We start from the raw sequence: 21,194 nt of genomic DNA, 5'->3' as shown, positions 1-21,194 counted from the left end.
AGGCTGGGAGGGTGCGTGGACGGGGCGACGGCGTTACCCGTGCCGCACCTTCTCCGCGATGTGTGCCGGGCGATGACGGCGATCGGCGGCCACGAGGGCCAGGAAGCGCGGGATCGTGTGAATGTAGCGACCGGTCAGCCGGCGCGGCTCGCGCAGCAGGCGATAGGCCCATTCGAGGCCGATGACCTGGAATGCCTTCGGTGCCCGCGGCACGCGCCCCGTCAGGACGTCGAAGGCGGCGCCGACGCCCATCGCCACGGTGCCGGGCAGGTGCGGGGCATGCTCGGCCATGAACAATTCCTGCTTCGGCGTACCGAGTCCGATCCAGAGGATCTGCGCCCCCGAGGTCCGGATGCGCCGGTACATGGCGGCGGTCTCGACCTCGTCCAGCGGGCGAAAAGGGGGGGTCTCGACGCCGACGACCTGCAGTCCCGGCAATCGTGCCGCCATCGTCTCCGCGAGCGCGCCCGCGACGCCCTCGCCGCCGCCGAGGAAGTAATGGCGCCAGCCCGCCGAAAGGCCGGCCCGGCACACGGCCTCGACCGATTCGATGCCCGGCACCTGTCCGATGCCGTCGATTCCGCGCAGGCGACCGAGCCAGTAGAGCGGGCGCCCATCCGGGCAGACCAGCATCGCTGCCTCGTGCGCGGCGCGCAGGCGCTCGTCCTCGGTGGCGCGCACGATGCCGTGGGCATCGCGGAACACCACGAAGGTGCCGGGCCGCGTTCGCCCGCATTCGAGGCGGCGCCGGATCGAGGCGACCAGGCCCTTCATATCGATGGCGGAGATGCCGGTGCCGGCGAGGCGGAACCGGGCGACCGCGGGGTCGTGGCTCATCGGACGATTTCCAGAACGGACGGCGAGAGGGGGAGGGGAAGGGCGGCGCGGGCGGTGCAGGCGCGCCGGTAGATGGCCAGAAGCGAGGCCGTCGTCGCCTCTTCGGTCCAGTCGCGCAGATAGGCTGCCCGCGCGGCGAGGCCCATCCGGCGGGCCGCCGACGGATCGGCGAGGATACGGTCCATGGCCCGCGCCAGATCGACCGGGTCGCCGGGCGTGACGAGGAGGCCGGTCACGCCGTCCTCGATGAGGTCGGCGAGGGCGCCGATGCGCGAGGCGATCACGGGTGTGCCGGCGGCGTAAGCCTCGGCGACCACCATCGGCAGGCCCTCGTACCAGAGCGAGGGCACCACGAGGGCGGCAGCACGGGCCATCCGCGCCTGGATTTCGGCGCCGGGCAGGCTGCCGAGCAGGGCGAGGTTCGGTGCTCCGTCCAGCGTCCCGCGCAAGGGGCCTTCGCCCGCGACGTCGATGGTCCGTCCGAGCCGGGCCGCCGCGTCCTTCAGGATCTCGACGCCCTTCTCGCGGCTGAGCCGCCCGGCGAACAGTATCCTGTCCCGCGCGATCTCGGAGGGGGGGCCGGGATCGGGAAGACCGTTCGGCTTCACCACGATGCGCTCGGATGGCAGGCCCGCCGCGACGAAGCGGCCCCGTGCGAAGGGGGTCAGCGCGACGAAGGCGTCGACATCGCGGGTCCAGGTGCCGATGCGGCGGTGGCGGTCGATCATCCGCGCGACCGCGAGGCTGCCGAGGCGCGAGCCGCGGTAGCAGCGGTGGCGCACCGCCGCGTAGGGCGAACCGGTGACGCAGGTCTCGCAGGGCTGCCCGTCGCGCATCAGCATGGCGCCCGCGCAGGTCAGGCGGAAATTGTGCAGCGTCTGGACCGTGGCCACCCCCTCCGCCCGCACCGCGGCATGCATGCCGGGGGAGACCAGCGGAAAGGTGTTGTGGGCGTGGACCACATCCGGCCGGAAGCGCCGCACCGCTTCGACCACGCGCCGGATCCCGCGCCGGGCATGCGGTGCCTCGACGGCCGCACGCAGGCGATCGACCGGCCCCTGGATGTCGTCGTTGGAGAAGATCAGCGTCTCGACCGCGCAGCCCGCGCGGGCGAGGGCCGCGGCCTCGCGCTCCACCACGGCATCCTCACCGCCGCGAATCTGGTACTGATTGTGGACGATGAGGATGCGGGCGCTCATCGGTTCCGGCCTCCGCCCGAGACGAAGTCGGCATAGGCGCGGCGCAGGCCCTCCTCGAGACCGGTGCCGGCCCGCCAGCCGAGACCGGCCAGGCGCGACACGTCGAGAAGCTTGCGGGGCGTGCCGTCCGGCTTGTCGGCATCGAACACGAGCTCGCCCTCGTAGCCGACGACGCGGGCCACGGTTCGGGCGAAATCCGCGATCGTCACATCCGTGCCGGTGCCGACATTGAGGATGTCCTCGCTCGACCATTCCTTCATGGCGAAGACGCAGGCATCGGCGAGGTCGTCGACGTAGAGGAATTCGCGGCAGGGCGTCCCCGTGCCCCAGATCGTCACGCTGGGCGCTCCCGCCGCCCGCGCCTCGTGAAAGCGGCGCAGCAGGGCGGCGGCGACGTGCGAGTTCTCGGGGTGATAATTGTCGCCCGGTCCGTAGAGATTCGTCGGCATCACCGCGATGAAATCGCTGTCATGCTGCCGGCGATAGGCTTGGCACAGCTTGATCCCCGCGATCTTGGCGACCGCGTACCACTGATTGGTCGGCTCCAGGGGGCCGGTGAGCAGCGCGTCCTCGGTCATCGGCTGGGCGGCGTGCTTCGGGTAGATGCACGAGGAGCCAAGATAGAGAAGCTTCTCCACGCCCCGGTTGTGGGCGGCATGGATCACGTTCGCCGCCATGGCGAGATTGTCGTAGAGGAAGGTCGCCGGGTAGCGATCATTGGCCTGGATGCCGCCGACGGTGCCGGCGGCATGGAACACCGCCTGCGGGCGGGTATCCGCGAAATAGGCCTCGACCGATCCCAGATCGCGCAGATCGACGCGTTCGCGGCCGTGGTCGAGAACCTCGCAGCCTTCCTGCGCGAGACGGCGCACCAGGGCCGACCCCGCCATGCCGCGCGCGCCCGCGACGAAGACCCGCTTGCCCGAAAGTGCGTAGCGCATGGTCCCGCTCGCCATGGCTCGGCTCACTCGGCGGCCAAGCGCAGCGGCACGCCGTGATGACGCGGACGGCGCAAAGCCGTCTCGGCCTCGAACCGCGCCTCTTCCAGATCGGCTTCCACCATCTCGCGCACGAGTTCCTGGAACGTCGTACGCGGGGTCCAGTTGAGGGCCTCGCGCGCCTTGGTGCCGTCGCCGACGAGAAGCTCGACCTCGGTCGGGCGGAAGAAGCGCGGATCGATCCGCACCAGGGCGTCGCCGGTGCGGGCATCGCGCCCGACTTCATCCACGCCCGTGCCTTCCCAGACGATGGTGCGGCCGACCTCGGCGAAGGCCGCCTCGATGAAGCTGCGCACCGAGCGGGTCTCGCCCGTGGCGATGACGTAGTCGTCGGCCTTGTCCTGCTGCAGCATGAGCCACATCGCCTCGACGTAGTCGCGCGCATGGCCCCAGTCGCGCTGGGCGTCGATATTGCCGATCCAGAGGCAGTCCTGGTGACCGGTCTCGATGCGGCCGACGGCACGGGTGATCTTGCGGGTCACGAAGGTCTCGCCGCGGATCGGGCTCTCGTGATTGAACAGGATGCCGTTGGAGGCATGGATGCCGTAGGCCTCCCGGTAGTTCACCGTGATCCAGTAGGCGTAGAGCTTGGCCACGCCGTAGGGCGAGCGGGGATAGAACGGTGTCGTCTCGCGCTGGGGCACGGCCTGGACGAGGCCGTACAGCTCCGAGGTCGAGGCCTGATAGAAGCGGGTGGACTCGGTCAGTCTCAGCTGGCGGATGGCTTCGAGAATGCGGAGCGGGCCGACCGCGTCGGCATTGGCGGTGTATTCCGGCGTCTCGAAGCTGACGGCGACATGTGACTGCGCGGCGAGATTGTAGATCTCGTCCGGTCGCACATCCGCGATGATGCGGGTGAGGGCGGCCGAATCGGTCATGTCGCCGTAATGCAAGTGGAGGCGCACGTCCTCCTCATGCGGGTCCTGATACAGGTGGTCGATGCGACCGGTGTTGAAGCTCGAGGAGCGGCGCTTGATGCCGTGCACCTGGTAGCCGCGGCCGAGAAGCAACTCTGCCAGGTACGCGCCGTCCTGACCCGTGATGCCGGTGATGAGAGCAGTCTTCATCGTAGTCCTCGGTACGCGCCAACTCAGGATACTGCGAGCTCACCTGCTCGTCTCGGATCAGCGGGACGGGATGATGAGATGGATGACTCTTCAGCAAGCGGCGTGCCCTCGAACTCTGTGCCGAAACGGGATGTTTGGCTCATGAAAGGACGAGACCGACTACGGGAGACTCACCTGAGAGACGACGAGAGGGGAAGCGACCTGTTATGAGCCGCGAAAGCCCGCCTCACGCCGAAACATGAGACCGACCTTCGCAGTCTTGGACTAAATTACGGTGTAACAACAGCCTTTATCGACTCGTAATGAATTACATAGAACCGACCCGGCGGCGGAGACCCCTCGTCGACGATGCCGCGATGCAGTGCCGTGTTCGCCGCTCGTCGCGCACGTGCCGGATGGATCGCAGGGTTGAGCGGCGGGAGAGGATGTCGAGGATTGCGACCGGGTGCCGTCGCCGTCGCTCAGCGCTGGGCCAGGAAGGCGGCAGCAAGGGAGCGCACGAGGCGTGAGCGCCCGTAGAGCCAGAGCGGCGTGCTCTGGACGACGCGCCGGCTGATCCCGCGCTTGAAATCGAACACCCCGCGATCGCCCGCCGGATCGATGCCGCCGAGGTCGTAGATCGGGCAGCCCTCGTCCTTCGCCCGTTCAATCGAGCTCCAGACCGAGAGGGCGGCGGCGTTGGTGGCCCGTCCGCGCTCGTTGGAGGCTGCGAAAAAGTCGGTCCAGCGCGCGGCGGCCCGGTGGGCGATCCGGACCATGATCGGTGATCCGTTCTCGCGCACTTCGAGGATGACGAGGCGTGGGTCGGTGGCGGCGATGTCCCGGAACGCCTGCGGGTCGAAGGTGGTCGAGAAGCCCTTACGGTTCCGGAGCGCGGCATACATCTCGGTGAAGACGTCGAAGGCGCGCAGTCGCTCCTGTGCTCCGGTCAATATTCGCGTCTCGAGATCGGCATTGCGCCGGGCCCTGGCGAGCTTGCGCCGCCATTTCGGGTCGAGCTCGGCCTCAATCGTCGCGATCGGGCGGGTCAGATCGAGTTCGAGCGTGTGCTGGCGGGCGGAGACGACAGGGACGAAACCGAGTGCCAGCAAGGCCGACATCGCCTCGTTGTCCTGGAATTCCTGGAAATTGACGCCGAAGAGATCGAAGAGGCCGAGATCGAGGTGATCGCGCAGGGCGCTCAGCGCGGCTTCCGCCCGCGTTCTTCCGGCCGCGGTCAAAACGGGGCAGCCCTGTGCCAGGACGAAGCGCGCGGGCCCGATGCAGCGCTCTTGTACCTGCACGAAAGCGAGGGGACGTCCGATGCCGTCCTGGACCGCGATGCGCCGGACCGTCCAGTTCAGCCGAGCCTTGTACGTGCCCCAGGGCTTGGCGGCGTAGAAGTTGCCGCCCGACTCCGCGTCGATCCAAGCATCCCAGTCCGGTGCGTCGGTGTGATCGACGATCACGAGGCCCTCGGCGCTCTGGCGATGGCCGATGACGTGTGCGGGCGTCAGGCCGCGGCGGCTCTCCGGGCGGGACGAGGGTGGTCGGATTTTCGGCGCCGAAGCCACAGATCGTGCAGGGGGCGTGGCCTCCTCAGGCGCTGCGAACAGCGCGGCGATGAGTCGACGTAGACCGAACCGTTCTGCCAGCAACGCGCCGGGCTCCCAATGGCCCCGATAGGGGCGTGATCGTCGCCGCGCAGGCATGGTTGTGCCGAAAGTCGTTTCCGAGAATCGGCCCGCTGCTCTGTCGGCTTCGGTGCGATCTCGCCATAGCTGAACGCAACCGCGACGGGCACTATTCCCGATAAAATGCTGGCGCCGCCTCAGTCGATAGGAGCCGGGCGGCACAGCCCTTCTACGTTCCTGAAAGGAATCTCATCCATACCGGGACGTTGAGCCGCGCCACGGTTTCCCGGCGGCGCCGCGTTGTCGGTTTGCTTGGCACGCCGGATGGATGGCGCGATGCGGGGCACGAAGGGAAGCGGATGACGTCGCATCGATCGGTGGAACGGGCGGACCGCGAGGCCACGCTGGAGCGGCAGCGGGCGCTCAAGATGGCGAAATCGGCCCATGCCTATGTCCGCGGGAACACCCTGAAGTTCTATCAGTGGCTCGACGGCCTGCCCCGCGGCACGCTTCCCGAGGGACCGCCGATCTGGATCTGCGGGGATTGTCATCTCGGCAATCTCGGGCCGCTGGCCGATGCGGAGGGGGCGGTCGCGATTCAGATCCGCGACCTCGATCAGACGGTGATCGGAAATCCGGCGCACGACCTCGTCCGGCTGGGGCTCTCGCTGGCCAGCGCCGCCCGCGGCTCCAACCTGCCCGGCGTCGTCACCGCGCGGATGCTAGAGGAGATGGTGCGGGGTTATGCCGAGGGTCTCGCGGCGCCGGACGGCGACGGAGAACCGCCGGAGCCCGATGCGGTCCGCACCGTCCGCCGCCGGGCGCTCGGCCGGCACTGGAAGCACCTCGCCCGCGAGCGGCTCAGGGATGTGGAGCCGAGGATTCCCCTCGGTCGCCGCTTCTGGGCCCTCGATGCCGACGAGCGCGACGCCCTCGAGACCTTGTTTCGCGAGGAGGGGGTGCGGGACCTCGTCCTGTCGCTGAACGGCCAGGCGAGCGAGGCCCGCGTGCGCCTGCTCGATGCCGCGTACTGGATGAAGGGATGTTCCTCGCTGGGCTTCCTGCGCTACGCCGCCTTGCTGCGCATCGACGAGCGCGGCGAGAAGCCGAGGCTGGCGCTGGTCGATCTGAAGGAGGCGGTCGCCGCCGCGGCACCGCCGGCGCCCGGCGTCGAGATGCCGAAGAACCCGGCCGAGCGCGTCGTGGCGGGCGCCCGGGCGCTGTCGCCGAATCTGGGTGAGCGCATGCTGCCCGCGCGGATTCTCGGGAAGCCGGTCGTGGTGCGCGAATTGCTGCCGCAGGACCTGAAGCTCGATGTCGATCAGTTCGGTCGCGGCGAAGCGGTGCGGGCGGCGCGCTACCTCGCCCACGTGGTCGGTGCCTCCCATGGCCGTCAGATGAAGGCGACCGTTCGCACAAACTGGCGGCGCGACGTCACCCGCGGCATCTCGCAAGCCGAGGGCGCGCCCTCCTGGCTGTGGTCGAGCGTGGTCGATCTCGCTGGTCGCCACGAGGTCGGCTACCTCGAACATTGCCGCTCCTACGCGGATGCCGAGGCGGCCTGACAAACCTAGGACGAGGATGCGCCTGAATGCGCGCCGCCTCGTCCACGACGGCAAGCCGGCACGGCGCTGACCGAGCCGATGGGCCCGGTGCGTCTGGATAGAAGGCGTTCAGGCAAAAAATAAGCCCCGTCAGGGGCTTGTTCGACCGGTGGCGCTCCCAAGGGGAATCGAACCCCTGTTTTCGCCGTGAGAGGGCGACGTCCTAGACCGCTAGACGATGGGAGCTTCCGGGCCGGCGAGGGGTGCTATAGCGAGGCCTCCGCGCCCGGGCAAGCCGTTTCGGGCGCTGCAGCGAGAAAAGTTCGGTGACTCACGATACGACCGTCCGCAGCCTCGTCGTCGAACCGGGGGCCGCACCCGAGCGGCTCGACCGCGTCCTGGCCCGGGGCTTCGAGGATCTCTCCCGTGCCCGCCTTCAGGCGCTCGCCCGCGATGGCCACGTCCGCTGCGACGATGTGGAGATCCGCGACCCGTCGCGCAAAATCGCGGGTGGGAGCCGCCTCGAGGTTCTGGTGCCGGCGCCGCTTCCCGCCGAGCCCCAGGGCGAGGCGTTGCCGCTCGTCGTCGTCCACGAGGATGACGACCTGATCGTCATCGACAAGCCCGCGGGCCTCGTCGTCCACCCGGCGGCGGGGCATGAGGACGGCACGCTGGTCAACCGGCTGATCGCCCATTGCGGGGACAGCCTCTCGGGGATCGGCGGTGTGCGGCGGCCCGGCATCGTCCATCGGCTCGACAAGGATACGAGCGGGCTCCTTGTCGTCGCCAAGAACGATCGCGCGCATCAGGGGCTCTCCGCCCAATTCGCCGACCACGGCCGCAGCGGGGCGCTGGAGCGGGCCTATCTCGCCCTGGTCTGGGGCGTGCCGGAGCCCCGCGCCGGCACCATCACAGCGTCCCTCACACGGTCACGCCATAACCGCGAAAAAATCGCGGTGGTGCGGGACGGAGAGGGGCGCCATGCCGTCACCCATTACCGGGTCGAGGATCTGCCGGGCGGCGACGGGCTCACGGCCCTGGTGCGCTGCCGTCTGGAGACGGGGCGAACCCACCAGATCCGGGTGCATCTGAGCCATCGGGGCCATCCGCTCCTCGGCGATGCCACCTACGGCGCCGCTTTCAAGACCAAGGCGGCCCGGCTGAGCGAGGCGCCGCGGGCCGCCCTGGCCGCCCTGGACCGCCAAGCGCTGCACGCGGCCGAACTCGGATTTCTGCATCCGCGCACCGGCGAACGGCTGAGGTTCGAGAGCCCTCTGCCCGAGGATTTCTCAAATCTGCTCAGAGCGTTGGAGGCTTGATCCGGTCGAAGGCGAAAAGGTGCGTTTCGGCACCGCGATGGGTGCGCCCGCGTGACACGTTAAACCCGGACTCCGCTTCGCGCGTTGGACCCCGCGTGAACAGCGTTGGTCGCTACCGGGCATGGCGGAACCCGTCTAAGATGGGATGCGGCATGGCCGGCTCAAGAGGAGCGGCCGCGCTTGGAGCCCGCCCGACAGGGGGGCTGTTGAAGGAGGTGCACATGGCTGGCGCACTACCCGTGCTTGCCAACGAGGGAGGCCTTTCGCGCTACCTCGACGAGATCCGCAAGTTCCCGATGCTGGAGCCGGCGGAAGAATTCACCCTGGCCAAGACCTGGCGCGACCACGGCGACCGCGAGGCCGCGCACCGGCTCGTCACCTCGCATCTGCGCCTCGTCGCCAAGATCGCCATGGGTTACCGCGGCTACGGATTGCCGATCAGCGAAGTGGTGTCCGAGGGCAATGTCGGCCTGATGCAGGCGGTCAAGCGCTTCGATCCGGACAAGGGCTTTCGCTTGGCCACCTACGCCATGTGGTGGATCAAGGCGGCGATCCAGGAATACATCCTGCGCTCCTGGTCGCTCGTGAAAATGGGCACCACCGCCAACCAGAAGAAGCTGTTCTTCAACCTGCGCAAGGCCAAGGGTCGTATCTCGGCCCTCGACGAGGGGGATCTTCGCCCCGATCAGGTCAAGTCGATCGCCACTTCGCTCGGGGTGCCCGAGCAGGACGTGGTCGACATGAACCGTCGCCTGTCCGGTGATACCTCGCTCAACGCGCCCCTGCGCGAGGAGGGCGAGGGCGAGTGGCAGGACTGGCTGGTCGATAACAGCCCGAGCCAGGAGACGGTGCTGGCCCGCGAGGAGGAGGGGCGCAACCGCCTCTCGGCCCTGCGCGACGCTCTCGGCGTGCTCAATGCCCGTGAGCGCCGCATCTTCGAGGCGCGGCGGCTCGCCGACGACCCGATCACGCTGGAGGATCTGTCCGGTGAGTTCGGCGTCTCCCGTGAGCGCGTGCGTCAGATCGAGGTGCGCGCCTTCGAGAAGGTGCAGGAAGCGGTCAAGCGCAATCTCGCCACGCGCGAACTGCCCCGTACCGAGGCACGGGCGTAAGGTTTCGGGAAGGCGGGGGGCAACCCCCCGCCCCGCCAGCGGGGCGAGCCCTTCGGAAACCCGGACTTCTCAGTCCTTCCAAGCGTCGAACGCGGCCTGCATGGCGCGGGCGCCCGCGCTGCCCTTCTCGAAGGTCAGGATCGCCCGCGAGCCCGATGCGTAGGAGACAGGAAGGTCGAACCAGTTCCGGTGCAGCAACAGATCGGTGTTGCGGTCGACGTCGCTCTTGAGTGACGACAGGCCGATCAGGAACAGGTTCTCGCGCACCCGCACCGGAAGGCCTGACACAGGCGAGCCGCGGGCCGATTCCTCTTCCTTGGGCTGAAGCAGGCCGACATTCTGCACCGAACGCTTGGCGCCCGAGCCGTAATTGGTGAAGGCCAATTCGATCGTGTGCGAGGCCGGAAGGGTCGCGTCGCGGTTGCGCCGCAGGGTCATCGTCAGCGTGAGCCCGGCTTCCGGATACTCGATCGTGGCGCGCAGTACCGTTTGCAGCGGCTCACCCTGCTCGCCACTCACGGTGTCGAGCCGCCAGACCGCGTGGCCGCCGACGGCATTGGGCTGGGCGCGCGGATCGGCGGTGTTCTCCTCGTAGAGAACCGCGCGCTGCGAGACCGTCATCTCCGGCTGTGCCGGTGCTGCGCCGGGGGCCGCCGGCTTCGGACGCAACTCCGCCTCGCCGCCGACCCGGTCGGCGAATTTCGCGTCCGGCGTCTCGGCGGGGGTCCCTTCCTGGGTCTCGGCCGTGTTGCGCTGTAGCTCGGACGGCTGGTCGCGCAGGAAGAAGGCCGCGACGGCGATCAGGGCAATCACGCTGACCAGCACCGCGCCGACGAACAGATTGCGCAGGAGGCGCGATCGACCACCCGACGGCGCCACCACGTCGATACGCGGCCGCTGGCGGCCGTTCGCGGGATCGCTCGACGGGGTTTCGTCGCTCTCGGCATTCGCCGCGACGGGAATGAAGCCCGGCGTCTCGGGCCGCTCCTCGACCTTCGGTCGGCGCGGGGGCGGCACGAAGGGTTGCGCGTCGACCGGCGGGCCGGGCTCCGGCAGATGATCGGAGGTGAGCGCCGCCTCCGGCACCGGCTCGGGCGCGCGCAGCTCAGCGGGCGGCAGTATCGGCGTCGCGGGCTCGACAGAATCGGCCTGCAGCGGTTTCGCCTCGACGGGCTTGGGCGAAGCGGCCTCGGGCCGAGGCGGCGCAGCGGGCGCCACCGCCGGCATCTCCGCTCTGGGCTCGGGCCGACCCGACGGCTCTGCCGGAGCCGGTGCGGGCGCCGCCGATGGGGCCGCGGGCGTGGTGCCGTACTCGATCTCCAGCCGCCCGATCGCCGCGTCGAGCGCCTTGCGCTCCAACTCGATATCGGCTTCCGGCACCGGCGGATCGAGATTGCGCAACTGCCCGATCAAGGCGCTGCGGGCCCGGTCGTAGACCGCCTTGCGCAAGGCCGGCGTACGATCGGGCAGGGCTTCGAGCGCGCGCGCGAGCAACGGATAATAGTCGGCCATCGTGCCCGGATCCGCCTGTCCTGTCCGCCGGCTCTACCGGTCCAATCCTGCGCTCAATCCTCGAAGGGATTGTGCATGAGGATCGTGTCGTCGCGCTCCGGCGAGGTCGAGAGGAGCGCCACCGGTGCCCCGATCAACTCTTCGATCCGGCGCACATACTTGATCGCCTGGGCCGGCAGGTCCGCCCAGGACCGCGCGCCCGCGGTGGTGCCGGGCCAGCCGGGAATCGTCTCGTAGACCGGCACCGCGCGCTGCTGCGCGGCCTGGCTCGCCGGCAGGTGCTCGTAGCGTTTGCCGTCGATGTCGTAGGCGGTGCAGACCTTGATCTCGTCGAAGCCGTCGAGCACGTCGAGCTTGGTCAGCGCGATGCCGTCGATGCCCGAGGTCTGCACGGTCTGGCGCACGAGGCAGGCATCGAACCAGCCGCAGCGGCGCTTGCGCCCGGTCACCGTGCCGAATTCGTGGCCGCGCTCGCCGATGCGCTGGCCGATCGCGTCGTGGAGCTCCGTCGGGAAGGGACCTTCGCCGACGCGGGTGGTGTAGGCCTTGGCGATCCCAAGGACGTAGCCGATCGCCCGCGGCCCGAGCCCCGAACCGGTCGCGGCCTGACCCGCCACGGTGTTGGAGGAGGTGACGAAGGGATAGGTGCCGTGATCGACGTCGAGGAGCGCGCCCTGGGCGCCCTCGAACAGGATGCGGCTGCCCTTGCGGCGCGCCTCGTCGAGCAGGTGCCAGACGGTGTCCTGATAGGGCAGCACCCGGTCGGCGATGCCGGTCAGCTCGTCGAGAATCGTCTGTTCCGCGATCTCCTCGAGGCCGAAGCCGCGGCGGAGCGCATTGTGGTGGGCGAGCAGGCGCTCGATCTTCGGCGGCAGGGTCTCGGGCTCGGCGAGATCCATCAGCCGGATGGCGCGGCGACCGACCTTGTCCTCGTAGGCCGGTCCGATGCCGCGCTTGGTCGTGCCGATCTTGGTGCCCGGAGCCCCATCCTCGCGCAGGGCGTCGAGTTCGCGGTGAAGCGAGAGGATCAGCGTGGCGTTGTCGGCCACGCGCAGATTCTCCCGCGTGACCGTGATGCCCTGTCCGGCCAAGCGATCGATCTCGGAGGCGAGGGCGTAGGGATCGAGCACGACGCCGTTGCCGATGACGCCCAGGGTATTCTCACGAACCACGCCCGAGGGCAGCAGCGACAGCTTGTAGACCGCGTTGCCCACCACCAGCGTGTGGCCCGCATTGTGGCCGCCCTGAAAGCGCACCACGATGTCGGCCTGCTCGGAGAGCCAGTCGACGATCTTGCCCTTGCCCTCGTCGCCCCATTGGGCGCCTACGACGACGACGTTCGCCATGCGCGTGTGACCTGTCTCGTAATCGCCGGCGCCTCGCCCCGAAACGATTCCGGAACGGTGCCCCGGCCTGTCGATGCCTTGCCGCGGCCGTAAGCCAAGCCGGCAATCACCCTTCGGGCCGATATCGCCGCGCGAGCGCCAAGCGGGTGCGCCACGCGCGAAAACCCCGGCGTTGCGCCGGGGGATCAAAGATACGGGGCGTCTTCGGCGATCTGCGCAGGCCCGTCAAGCGAAGCGGCCCGTTCCGGCTGGGGACCGGCCCCCCGCTGCCCGCGGGGCTGCCGTGCTCGAATGCGTCTCCAGCGACTACTTGGCGTTGCCCGGCGGCTTGATGACCGGCGTCGAGTTCGGGGTCGGATCCGGCGCGATGGTCCGGATCTCGGGATCGACGCCGGCCGGCGGCTTGATCACGCCATCCGACTTCTCGAGCTTGTCGCTCAGCGTGGTCCCGGTCGTATCGCCCTCCGGCCGGACCTTCTCGGGGACCCGGTCGTTGGGGGCCGGCAGCTTGGGGTCGCTGTCCTGCCCGCGCTGGGGCACGGAGGGATCCTGTGCGAGCGCCACCGTGCCGGCGAAGGCGGCAAACAGGGCGGCGGCACCGAACATCGTCTTTCCGAAAGTCATAGCGTCCTCAGTCGATCCTACCCGGACCAACGGGGGCGCCCCCATGGACGTTCCTCTTCGCGGTCCTCTTCGGATCTCCGCACGCCTATCCCCCCCGGCCCTCGGCGAAGGCGAAGTAGAGCTCGCGCAGGCGCCGCGCCACCGGCCCCGGCCGGCCATCGCCGAGCGTGTGGCCGTCGATCTCGACCACCGGCATCACGAAGGCCGAGGCCGAGGTGTAGAAGGCTTCCGCCGCCTCGGTGAGTTCGCGGGCGTTGATGAGCCGCTCCTCGAACGCGAGGCCGGTCTCGGCGGCGAGGGCCAGCACGGCGGCCCGGGTGATGCCCGGCAGCAGCGCGTGCGAGAGCGGGCGCGTCACGATCGCGCCGGCCTTGGTCACGATGAAGACCGAGGAGGACGACCCCTCCGTCACCACGCCGTCCTCGACCATGAAGGCCTCCGCCGCGTCGGCCTCCGCCGCCTGCTGCTTGGCGATGACCTGCGCCAGCAAAGCCACCGACTTGATGTCGCGGCGCTTCCAGCGGAGATCCGGCACGGTGATCGCCTTCGCCCCGGTTTCGGCCAGGGGATTGGCGACGATGCTCTTGGCCTGGGTGAACATCATCACGGTCGGCGCGACGTCCTCCTTCGGGAAGGAGAAGTCGCGCTCGGCCACGCCCCGCGTGACCTGGATGTAGACGAGCCCCTCCGTGAGCCCGTTGCGGGTCGCGAGCTCCGTCTCCAACCGTTCCCATTCCGGTGCGGAATGCGGATTGCGGATGCCGATCTCCGACAGCGAGCGGTCGAGGCGGGCGAGATGCGCGGCGTTGTCGACGAGCTTGCCGCCGAGCACCGCCGCGACCTCGTAGATCCCGTCGGCGAACAGGAAGCCGCGGTCCATCACCGGAATGCGGGCCTCGTCGAGGGGCAGAAACTCACCGTTGAGGTAGGCGGTGCGGGTCATCGGAGGTCTCGGGCGTTCCGTCGTCGCGTGGAGAAGCAGATTCCGTGCTGGACAGCCCCGCTCAGGCCGCCCCGAACACGCGCGAGAAAATCGTGTCGACGTGCTTGAGGTGATAGCCGAGGTCGAAGCACTCCTCGATCTGCTCCGGCTTCAGCACCGCGGTCACCTCCGGATCGGCCTTGAGCAGCGTCAGGAAATCGCCCTCGCCGCGCCAGACCGGCATCGCGTTGCGCTGGACCAACCGATACGAATCCTCCCGCGAGACGCCGCCCTGGGTGAGGGCCAGCAGCACCCGCTGCGAATGGACGAGGCCGCCGAGCCGGTCGAGATTCTTCTGCATGTTGGCCGGGTAGATCAGCAGCTTGTCGATCACCCCCGTGAGCCGCGCCAGCGCGAAGTCGAGGGTGACGGTGGCGTCCGGACCGATCATCCGCTCGACCGAGGAATGGGAGATGTCCCGCTCGTGCCAGAGCGCGACGTTCTCCAGCGCCGGGGTCACGTAGCCGCGCACCATGCGGGCGAGACCGGTGATGTTCTCGGTGAGCACCGGGTTGCGCTTGTGGGGCATGGCGGACGAGCCCTTCTGCCCCTCGGAGAAGAATTCCTCGGCCTCCAGCACTTCCGTACGTTGGAGATGACGCACCTCGATGGCGAGCCGCTCCATCGAACTCGCGATCACGCCGAGCACCGCGAAGAACATGGCGTGGCGGTCGCGCGGGATCACCTGGGTCGAGACCGGCTCCGGCTGGAGTCCCATCTGTTCGGCGACGTATTCCTCCACCCGCGGATCGATGTTGGCGAAGGTGCCGACCGCACCCGAGATCGCGCAGGTCGCGACTTCCTTGCGCGCCGCGATCAGGCGCTCCTTCGCACGGTCGAATTCGGCATAGGCCTGGGCCAGCTTGAGGCCGAACGTGACCGGCTCGGCATGGATGCCGTGCGAGCGGCCGATGGTCGGGGTCAGCTTATGCTCGAAGGCGCGCCGCTTCAGGGCGGCGAGCAGCGCGTCAAGATCCTTGATCAGGATGTCGGCGGCCTGCGTCAGCTGCACGTTGAGGCAGGTGTCCAGCACGTCCGAGGAGGTCATGCCCTGGTGGACGAAGCGCGCCTCCGGCCCGACGATCTCGGCCAGGTGCGTCAGGAAGGCGATGACGTCGTGCTTCGTCACGGCCTCGATCGCGTCGATGCGGGCGACGTCGAAGACCGCGTCGCGGCCCTTCTCCCACACCTTGTCGGCGGCCTCCTTCGGGACGACGCCGATGTTCGCCAGCGCGGTGGTGGCATGGGCCTCGATCTCGAACCAGATCCGGAACCGGCTCTCCGGCGACCAGATCGCGGCCATCTCGGGGCGGGAATAACGGGGAATCATGCTGTTCGAGGCCTCGTCCGGACGCGCGATTTGCGACGGCGCCTAGCATGGGGCGGGAGGGAGCGTAAACGCGTTCCCCGGCGCCCCTGCCGTGCCCGCCGGACATTCACGGGACAAGTCGACAGGGCGACGCCATATGCGGCAGCATCCGCCGTGAACGCCCGCGAGACGCCGATGTCCGACTCAAAACCTGCCCGCTCCTTCATCCCCCTCTCGATCGCCGTGCTGACGGTGTCCGACACGCGCACGCTCGCCGACGACAAGTCCGGCGATACGCTCGCCGCACGGTTGACCGAGGCCGGGCATCGGTTGGCGGAGCGGGACATCGTGCCGGACGAGGTCGGCGCCATTCGCGAGCGGGTCGGGGCCTGGGTGCGCGATCCGGGGATCGACGTGATCCTCACCACCGGCGGCACCGGTTTTACGGGTCGCGACGTGACGCCGGAGGCCCTGGAGCCGCTGTTCGAGAAGCGGATGGACGGGTTCTCGGCGATCTTTCATCGCATCAGCTACGAAAAAATCGGCACCTCGACGCTGCAATCGCGGGCGACCGCGGGGGTGGCGGGCGCCACTTACATCTTCGTGCTGCCGGGCTCGCCCGGCGCCTGCCGCGATGCCTGGGACGGGATCCTGGCGAGCCAGCTCGATTACCGCCACCGCCCGTGCAACTTCGTCGAGATCATGCCGCGCTTGGACGAGCATCTGCGGCGGGGTGCGGCGGCCACGATCTGAGCGGCTCAGGGATGGGGCTCGCGCCGAATTCGTGTTGCGGCGCAGTGACAAGGCGGTCGGTCCGCGGGCGGAACCTCGGCCGCAGGACCTCGTTGTCGTTGCGGTTCGGAAGTCTGCAACGACAAATCGGGAGACGCCCCATGAAGCACGCCATCGCTCTCTCTGCCGCCATCATCCTCGGTGCGGCGGCGATCACCACCCCGGCTTCGGCCCAGAGCGGCAACACCGCACAGATGACCGGCTCCAACGCCACCGGCGTGCAGCCCGACAGCAAGATGAGCGGAAAGATGTCCGGCAGCGGCCCGATGAAGTCGAAGAAGATGAAGTCCAAGAAGAACCGCATGTGAGACGCGTCACCGTGACCGACACGACGATGTGATCGGTCCCGGTCTTGCGTTCGGGGCGCCCCAGGGCGCCCTTTTTGTTGCGGCGGCGCGGGCTGCCGGCACGAACCATCATCGTCCGGTCGCTCCAGACGGATGCGGCTGCCTCTTCCGATCGGCTCTATCGTTTCATTCTCACGGGCCGGCTTCGAGCCCGGCCGCCGGAGTGGTGTCGCGTGGCGTTCCGTTTTCTGACGCGCTGTTTCGTCCTGTCGCTCCTCGCGCTGCCGATGCCGCCCGCGGCGGCGGCACCGCGGGTCGATGCCAAGGCCCGCGCCTGGGTCGCCACCGTCGTCAGCCGCATCGGTGCGGCGGACCGGGTCGCGCCGGGGCGCGGCGGCCCGGTGACCCTGCGGGTGCGGATCGGCGCCGACGGCGCCCTCGACGGGGTGGCGATCGAGGAGGGGAATCCGGCCCTGGGCGAACGGGCGCGCCGTGCCGTCGAGGCCGCGGGTCCGTTCGCCCCGCCGCCGCCCGGCCTGCTGACGCTGGAAGGCTATACCGAGCTCAGCTTTCCGCTGACGCTTCGCTGAGCGTCCGGGCCGGGATCCGTCAGGCGACGTCGATGCGTCCGTCGAGACCGATCACCCGGCCGAGGCCGCGGACGCGGTTGAGAAGGCGCTCGCCGTTCAAGGCCTCCCATTCGCGCGGCAGCCGCAGGACGACCTTCCCGTCCTCCACTGCCACCGGCATCCGCGCGAGGGGACCGGCCATGCCGGCCGAGACCGGGAAGGCGACCCGCAGGAGCGCACCGATCAGCCGGGCGCGGTCGAAGAGGCGCGGCCCGGCAAGCCCGCGCAGCATCGGGCTCGCCTTTTCCGGGGCGACGCCCTCGTGGCGGAAGTAGCCGGAGAGGGCGAGGTAGGCCCGTCCCGGATGGTCGATGCCGGTGAAGGCGGCGTTGGCGATGACGTTGAGGCTCTGCTCGCCGCGATAATCGGGATGGGCGCGCCAGCCGATATCCGACAACAGGCAGGCGGCGTGGCGCAGGCGGCGCTCCCCCGCAGTCTCCGGCCCGTCGAGGGTCTCGACGAAGCGGTCGGTCCAGGCGCGCAGCTCCTCGCCGTGGCCGGGAGAGCGGGCGCGCTGGTCGTTCAGTTCCTGGGCCGAGACGATCAGCGGATCGAGGGCCCGGGCCTCGCGGTCGAGTTGCTCGAACAGGAGTCCCTCGCGCACGCCGCCCGCCGAGATCGCGATCTCGCGGGGCCGGCCCAGGCGGATGATCTCCTCCAGCACCACGGCACCGTAGGCCAGCAGCGGCCGGCGCGCCTCGGAGATGGTCTCGACTTCCTGGAGCGTCGCCGTATCGGTCGTCTCGACCATTTCGAGGAAGCTCAACTCGTCGGACGGCTCGACGGTGTAGCCGTGCATGACGTGGAGCGGGTAGCCGCGCGCCGCCTGATGCAGCCGCGCCAGAGCCCGCCACGTGCCGCCGACGGCGTAGAAGGTGCGGCCGCGCAGAGTCTCCAGCTGAGGCTCGGCCTTTCGCAGGTGGTCGCGGGCGATCTTCCGCGCCTTCTTGGGGGAGTTCTCGGACAGGTCCTGGAGCGCCAGCCCGCCGAGCGGCATGGTCACGCCCAAGCCGACGGTGACGCCGTGGACATCGACGAGTTCGAGCGAGCCGCCGCCGAGATCGCCCACCACGCCGTCCGGGGCGTAGAAGCCGGAGACGACGCCGAGCGCCGACAATTCCGCCTCGCGTCGGCCCGACAGGAGCTGGATCTCCTGCCCGAGCGCGGCGCGGGCCGCGTCGAGAAAGGCCGGACCGTTGGCGGCGTCGCGGGCCGCCGCCGTGGCGAGCACGAAGATGCGCGTGATCCGCATGGTGTCGCACAGGACGCGGAAGCGCCGAAGGGCGGTGAGCGCCCGCTGCACCGACTCGTCGTTGAGCCGCCCGGTGGAGAAGACCGCGCGGCCGAGGCCGCACAGGACCTTCTCGTTGTAGAGCGGCGTCGGGGCCCGCTGCAGCCCGTCATAGGCGACGAGCCGCACGGAGTTCGAGCCGATATCGATGATCGCGACGGGTGCGGTCATGGTGCTCGTCATGGGCCCCGGCCGTTCGGCATCGTGGGCGAGCGTCAGGTGCGAACGGGGCGGACCCATGCGATCCCCTTGCCAGGGAGGCACCCCGGGGCGAGCCCGGCGGCGCGCTCGTCGATGGTGACGCGCCGGGGCGTGGTTGCTCCGGCACGGAGCCTGTCGGTCACGAGCGATGTGCGCGGCGGCTGAGCGCCCGCGGGCTCGACTTCTTCGACGACTTGCCGCGCCCGGACAGGCTCGGATTCGTCATGAAATACTTGTGCGCGTTGAACGGCTCTTCCCCTTCGGCAGGGCCGATCCGCTCGCAGGCACCTGAGGCCAGTACACGCCAGCTCTGCCGGTTGTCGAGGAGGTTGGCCAGCATGATCTGGTCCAACACCTGCTGATGCACAGTCGGATTGGTGATCGGCAGCAAGGCCTCGACGCGGCGGTCGAGGTTGCGGCTCATCAGATCGGCCGACGAGATGTAGACGGTCGCCTTCGGATGCGGCAGCCCGGCGCCGTTGCCGAAGGCGTAGACGCGTCCGTGCTCGAGGAAGCGCCCGACGATGGATTTCACCCGGATCGTCTCGGAGAGGCCGGGGATGCCGGGGCGCAGGCAGCAGATGCCCCGCACCACGCAATCGATCTGCACGCCTTCCTGGCTGGCGTCGTAGAGCGCGTCGATGATCTGGCTGTCGACCAGCGAGTTGCACTTGATCCAGATCGCCGCCGGTCGCCCGGCCTTGGCGTGGGCGATCTCTTCCTCGATGTGCTGGAGCAGGCGCGGCTTGAGCGTCAGCGGCGAGACCGCCATGCGCTCCAGTTCGGCCGGCTCGGCATAGCCGGTGACGAAGTTGAAGATGCGCGACACGTCCCGGCCGATCGCCGGATCGGCGGTGAAGAAGGACAGGTCCGTGTAGATGCGTGCGGTGATCGGGTGATAATTGCCGGTGCCGACATGGCAGTAGGTGACGAGCCGGTCGCCCTCGCGGCGCACCACCATCGACAGCTTGGCATGGGTCTTCAGCTCGACGAAGCCGAACACGACCTGCGCGCCCGCCTTCTCGAGATTGCGCGCCCAGCGGATATTGGCCTCCTCGTCGAAGCGGGCCTTCAGCTCGACCAGGGCGGTCACCGATTTGCCGGCCTCCGCCGCCTCGGCCAAAGCCGCGACGATCGGTGAGTTCGAGGAGGTGCGGTAGAGAGTCTGCTTGATCGCCACCACGTTCGGATCGCGGGCGGCCTGGTAGAGGAACTGCACCACCGAATCGAACGACTCGTAGGGGTGGTGGACGCAGAAATCCTTCTGGCGGATCGCGGCGAACACGTCGCCGCCGGACTCGCGGATGCGCTCGGGGAAGCGCGGATTGTAGGGCTTGAACTTCAGGTCCGGCCGGTCGATCCCGACGATCTGCGACAGCTCGTTGAGCGCCAGCGTCCCCTCCACGAGGAAGATCGCGTCGGGGGCAATCTCCAGCTCGTCGGCCACGAAGGCGCGCAGCTCCTCGGTCATGCCGGCCTCGACTTCGAGGCGGATCACCACGCCGCGGCGGCGGCGCTTGATCGCCGATTCGAAGTGCAGGACGAGGTCCTCGGCCTCTTCCTCGATCTCGAGGTCGGAATCGCGCACGACGCGGAAGGCGCCCTGCGCCTTCAGGGTGTAGCCGGGGAACAGGCGCGCGGCGAACTTCACGATCACCTGCTCGATGGCGATGAAGCGCGCCGTCGCGTCGCCGTCCTGATCGGGCAGGCGGACGAATCGGTCGAGCACCGCCGGCATGCGGATCAGCGCCCGCAAGGTCCGCCCGTCGCGGGGGCGCACCAGCATGAAGGCGATGGTCGAGCCGAGATTGGGGATGAAGGGGAACGGGTGGGCCGGGTCGATGGCCAGCGGCGTCAGCACCGGGAAGACATGGGCCAGGAAGTAGTCTTCGAGCCAGGCGAGGAGTTCGGCCGACAGCTCCGCCGGCTCGGCGAGGTGGATGCCGTTGACGTTCAGCTCCGCGCGCAGCTGGCGCCAGCGTTCCTGCTGGTCGAGGGCCAGCCGCGACACCTCGTTGCCGATCCGCACGAGCTGCTCGGCGGGGGAGAGCCCGTCCTGCGAGGGCACGGTGAGGCCGGCGCGAACCTGATCATGCAGGCCGGCGACGCGCACCATGAAGAACTCGTCGAGGTTGTTGGCCGAGATCGAGAGGAAGCGCAGCTGCTCCAGCAGCGGATGGTTGGGGTTGGAGGCCTCTTCCAGAACCCGGCGGTTGAATTGCAGCCAGGACAGCTCGCGGTTGACGAAGCGCTCGGGCGAGTGCCGCAGGGCGCGGCCCGCCTCGATCACCGGTTCGCGGGCGGCCACGGTCGCCGTGGGATCGGTGCCGGCTTCCGGCTCCGGGGGCTTCTCGGCGGCCTTCTCGGCGGCAATGATGCGCGCGGCCCGCGCCGTGCGGGCGCGCGCCGTCTCGCTGCGAACGCCCCTCTCCGTGGCGAGGCTGGTCTCTTCGGCCTCCAGCGCCTCGGCGTCCTGCACCAGACCGTCCGTCTCGGCTTCCGACAACGCGCGGGCTCCTCTCCGTTTCGATC

At 69.2% G+C, this 21,194-nt stretch carries 18 protein-coding genes and 1 tRNA gene; 6 read left to right on the top strand and 13 right to left on the bottom strand.

Annotated features, from left to right (window positions below; translation table 11 throughout):
* Positions 1-33: 33 nt before the first annotated feature.
* The 5 genes from OWC43_RS04665 to OWC43_RS04645 form a co-directional block, all read right to left on the bottom strand.
* Complete coding sequence (locus OWC43_RS04665; protein WP_393955877.1) at positions 34-837, bottom strand: WecB/TagA/CpsF family glycosyltransferase; 804 nt, start codon at positions 835-837, stop codon at positions 34-36.
* Positions 834-2,036, bottom strand: coding sequence for a glycosyltransferase (locus OWC43_RS04660; RefSeq protein WP_393955876.1), 1,203 nt, complete (start codon positions 2,034-2,036; stop codon positions 834-836). Before OWC43_RS04660 ends, OWC43_RS04665 begins: the two co-directional genes overlap by 4 nt.
* Positions 2,033-2,977: a GDP-L-fucose synthase family protein gene (locus OWC43_RS04655; RefSeq protein WP_393955875.1), complete on the bottom strand. Its 945-nt coding sequence runs from the start codon at positions 2,975-2,977 to the stop codon at positions 2,033-2,035. Before OWC43_RS04655 ends, OWC43_RS04660 begins: the two co-directional genes overlap by 4 nt.
* Positions 2,978-3,000: 23 nt before the next feature.
* Complete coding sequence (gene gmd, locus OWC43_RS04650; protein ID WP_137829689.1) at positions 3,001-4,101, bottom strand: GDP-mannose 4,6-dehydratase; 1,101 nt, start codon at positions 4,099-4,101, stop codon at positions 3,001-3,003.
* 461 nt (positions 4,102-4,562) lie between these two features.
* Positions 4,563-5,549 carry a lipid II:glycine glycyltransferase FemX gene (locus tag OWC43_RS04645; RefSeq protein WP_393955874.1) on the bottom strand — a complete coding sequence of 329 codons (987 nt, stop codon included), beginning with the start codon at positions 5,547-5,549 and terminating at the stop codon, positions 4,563-4,565.
* A 524-nt stretch (positions 5,550-6,073) separates the two neighbouring features.
* Between OWC43_RS04645 and OWC43_RS04640 the strand changes: the two genes are divergently transcribed.
* The gene (locus OWC43_RS04640; protein WP_393955873.1) at positions 6,074-7,279 is read left to right on the top strand and encodes a DUF2252 family protein; all 1,206 of its coding nucleotides are present in this window, start codon (positions 6,074-6,076) and stop codon (positions 7,277-7,279) included.
* Positions 7,280-7,428: 149 nt separating this feature from the next.
* Here OWC43_RS04640 and OWC43_RS04635 read toward each other — a convergent pair.
* Positions 7,429-7,504: transfer RNA gene (locus OWC43_RS04635), tRNA-Glu, on the bottom strand.
* Positions 7,505-7,584: 80 nt separating this feature from the next.
* Between OWC43_RS04635 and OWC43_RS04630 the strand changes: the two genes are divergently transcribed.
* On the top strand, positions 7,585-8,577 hold the full coding sequence (locus tag OWC43_RS04630; RefSeq protein ID WP_393955872.1) for an RluA family pseudouridine synthase: 993 nt from the start codon (positions 7,585-7,587) through the stop codon (positions 8,575-8,577).
* Positions 8,578-8,798: 221 nt separating this feature from the next.
* Positions 8,799-9,689 carry an RNA polymerase sigma factor RpoH gene (gene rpoH, locus OWC43_RS04625; protein WP_137829685.1) on the top strand — a complete coding sequence of 297 codons (891 nt, stop codon included), beginning with the start codon at positions 8,799-8,801 and terminating at the stop codon, positions 9,687-9,689.
* Between the two features lie 69 nt (positions 9,690-9,758).
* Here the strand turns inward: rpoH and OWC43_RS04620 are convergent, their stop codons facing one another.
* The 5 genes from OWC43_RS04620 to purB all read right to left on the bottom strand — a co-directional run bounded on the left by OWC43_RS04620 (position 9,759) and on the right by purB (position 15,483).
* Positions 9,759-11,201, bottom strand: a complete 1,443-nt coding sequence (locus OWC43_RS04620; RefSeq protein WP_393955871.1) for a histidine kinase — start codon at positions 11,199-11,201, stop codon at positions 9,759-9,761.
* Positions 11,202-11,254: 53 nt separating this feature from the next.
* Positions 11,255-12,547, bottom strand: a complete 1,293-nt coding sequence (locus OWC43_RS04615) for an adenylosuccinate synthase (RefSeq protein WP_393955870.1) — start codon at positions 12,545-12,547, stop codon at positions 11,255-11,257.
* Positions 12,548-12,853: 306 nt separating this feature from the next.
* A complete protein-coding gene (locus tag OWC43_RS04610; RefSeq protein WP_238308449.1) occupies positions 12,854-13,153 on the bottom strand; it encodes a hypothetical protein in 300 nt (99 codons plus the stop codon).
* 103 nt (positions 13,154-13,256) lie between these two features.
* Positions 13,257-14,114 carry a D-amino-acid transaminase gene (locus OWC43_RS04605; RefSeq protein ID WP_393955869.1) on the bottom strand — a complete coding sequence of 286 codons (858 nt, stop codon included), beginning with the start codon at positions 14,112-14,114 and terminating at the stop codon, positions 13,257-13,259.
* 61 nt (positions 14,115-14,175) lie between these two features.
* Complete coding sequence (gene purB, locus OWC43_RS04600) at positions 14,176-15,483, bottom strand: adenylosuccinate lyase (RefSeq protein WP_393955868.1); 1,308 nt, start codon at positions 15,481-15,483, stop codon at positions 14,176-14,178.
* A 174-nt stretch (positions 15,484-15,657) separates the two neighbouring features.
* Between purB and moaB the strand changes: the two genes are divergently transcribed.
* The 3 genes from moaB to OWC43_RS04585 all read left to right on the top strand — a co-directional run bounded on the left by moaB (position 15,658) and on the right by OWC43_RS04585 (position 17,131).
* Complete coding sequence (moaB, locus tag OWC43_RS04595) at positions 15,658-16,215, top strand: molybdenum cofactor biosynthesis protein B (protein ID WP_137829679.1); 558 nt, start codon at positions 15,658-15,660, stop codon at positions 16,213-16,215.
* 140 nt (positions 16,216-16,355) lie between these two features.
* Complete coding sequence (locus OWC43_RS04590; protein WP_393955867.1) at positions 16,356-16,562, top strand: hypothetical protein; 207 nt, start codon at positions 16,356-16,358, stop codon at positions 16,560-16,562.
* 212 nt (positions 16,563-16,774) lie between these two features.
* The gene (locus OWC43_RS04585; protein WP_393955866.1) at positions 16,775-17,131 is read left to right on the top strand and encodes a TonB family protein; all 357 of its coding nucleotides are present in this window, start codon (positions 16,775-16,777) and stop codon (positions 17,129-17,131) included.
* 19 nt (positions 17,132-17,150) lie between these two features.
* Here the strand turns inward: OWC43_RS04585 and ppx are convergent, their stop codons facing one another.
* Both ppx and OWC43_RS04575 read right to left on the bottom strand, forming a co-directional pair.
* Complete coding sequence (gene ppx, locus OWC43_RS04580) at positions 17,151-18,701, bottom strand: exopolyphosphatase (protein ID WP_137829677.1); 1,551 nt, start codon at positions 18,699-18,701, stop codon at positions 17,151-17,153.
* A 100-nt stretch (positions 18,702-18,801) separates the two neighbouring features.
* Complete coding sequence (locus OWC43_RS04575) at positions 18,802-21,168, bottom strand: RNA degradosome polyphosphate kinase (RefSeq protein WP_137829676.1); 2,367 nt, start codon at positions 21,166-21,168, stop codon at positions 18,802-18,804.
* Positions 21,169-21,194 lie beyond the last annotated feature (26 nt).

This window comes from Methylorubrum sp. POS3, from assembly GCF_043352485.1.
GTDB classification, from domain to species: Bacteria; Pseudomonadota; Alphaproteobacteria; order Rhizobiales; family Beijerinckiaceae; genus Methylobacterium; species Methylobacterium suomiense.
The sequence above is the reverse complement of the archived record's forward strand: the minus strand, read 5'-3'. Positions and strand labels throughout refer to the sequence as shown.

What these genes read in the sequence shown, in the direction of transcription:
- OWC43_RS04665 (WP_393955877.1), bottom strand. Translation starts at nt 837, where the DNA reads ATGAGCCACGACCCCGCGGTCGCCCGGTTCCGCCTCGCCGGCACCGGC.
- OWC43_RS04605 (WP_393955869.1), bottom strand. Translation starts at nt 14,114, where the DNA reads ATGACCCGCACCGCCTACCTCAACGGTGAGTTTCTGCCCCTCGACGAG.
- OWC43_RS04615 (WP_393955870.1), bottom strand. Translation starts at nt 12,547, where the DNA reads ATGGCGAACGTCGTCGTCGTAGGCGCCCAATGGGGCGACGAGGGCAAG.
- OWC43_RS04660 (WP_393955876.1), bottom strand. Translation starts at nt 2,036, where the DNA reads ATGAGCGCCCGCATCCTCATCGTCCACAATCAGTACCAGATTCGCGGC.
- gmd (WP_137829689.1), bottom strand. Translation starts at nt 4,101, where the DNA reads ATGAAGACTGCTCTCATCACCGGCATCACGGGTCAGGACGGCGCGTAC.
- rpoH (WP_137829685.1), top strand. Translation starts at nt 8,799, where the DNA reads ATGGCTGGCGCACTACCCGTGCTTGCCAACGAGGGAGGCCTTTCGCGC.
- OWC43_RS04590 (WP_393955867.1), top strand. Translation starts at nt 16,356, where the DNA reads ATGAAGCACGCCATCGCTCTCTCTGCCGCCATCATCCTCGGTGCGGCG.
- OWC43_RS04610 (WP_238308449.1), bottom strand. Translation starts at nt 13,153, where the DNA reads ATGTTCGGTGCCGCCGCCCTGTTTGCCGCCTTCGCCGGCACGGTGGCG.
- moaB (WP_137829679.1), top strand. Translation starts at nt 15,658, where the DNA reads ATGTCCGACTCAAAACCTGCCCGCTCCTTCATCCCCCTCTCGATCGCC.
- OWC43_RS04655 (WP_393955875.1), bottom strand. Translation starts at nt 2,977, where the DNA reads ATGCGCTACGCACTTTCGGGCAAGCGGGTCTTCGTCGCGGGCGCGCGC.
- OWC43_RS04620 (WP_393955871.1), bottom strand. Translation starts at nt 11,201, where the DNA reads ATGGCCGACTATTATCCGTTGCTCGCGCGCGCGCTCGAAGCCCTGCCC.
- ppx (WP_137829677.1), bottom strand. Translation starts at nt 18,701, where the DNA reads ATGGGTCCGCCCCGTTCGCACCTGACGCTCGCCCACGATGCCGAACGG.
- OWC43_RS04640 (WP_393955873.1), top strand. Translation starts at nt 6,074, where the DNA reads ATGACGTCGCATCGATCGGTGGAACGGGCGGACCGCGAGGCCACGCTG.
- purB (WP_393955868.1), bottom strand. Translation starts at nt 15,483, where the DNA reads ATGATTCCCCGTTATTCCCGCCCCGAGATGGCCGCGATCTGGTCGCCG.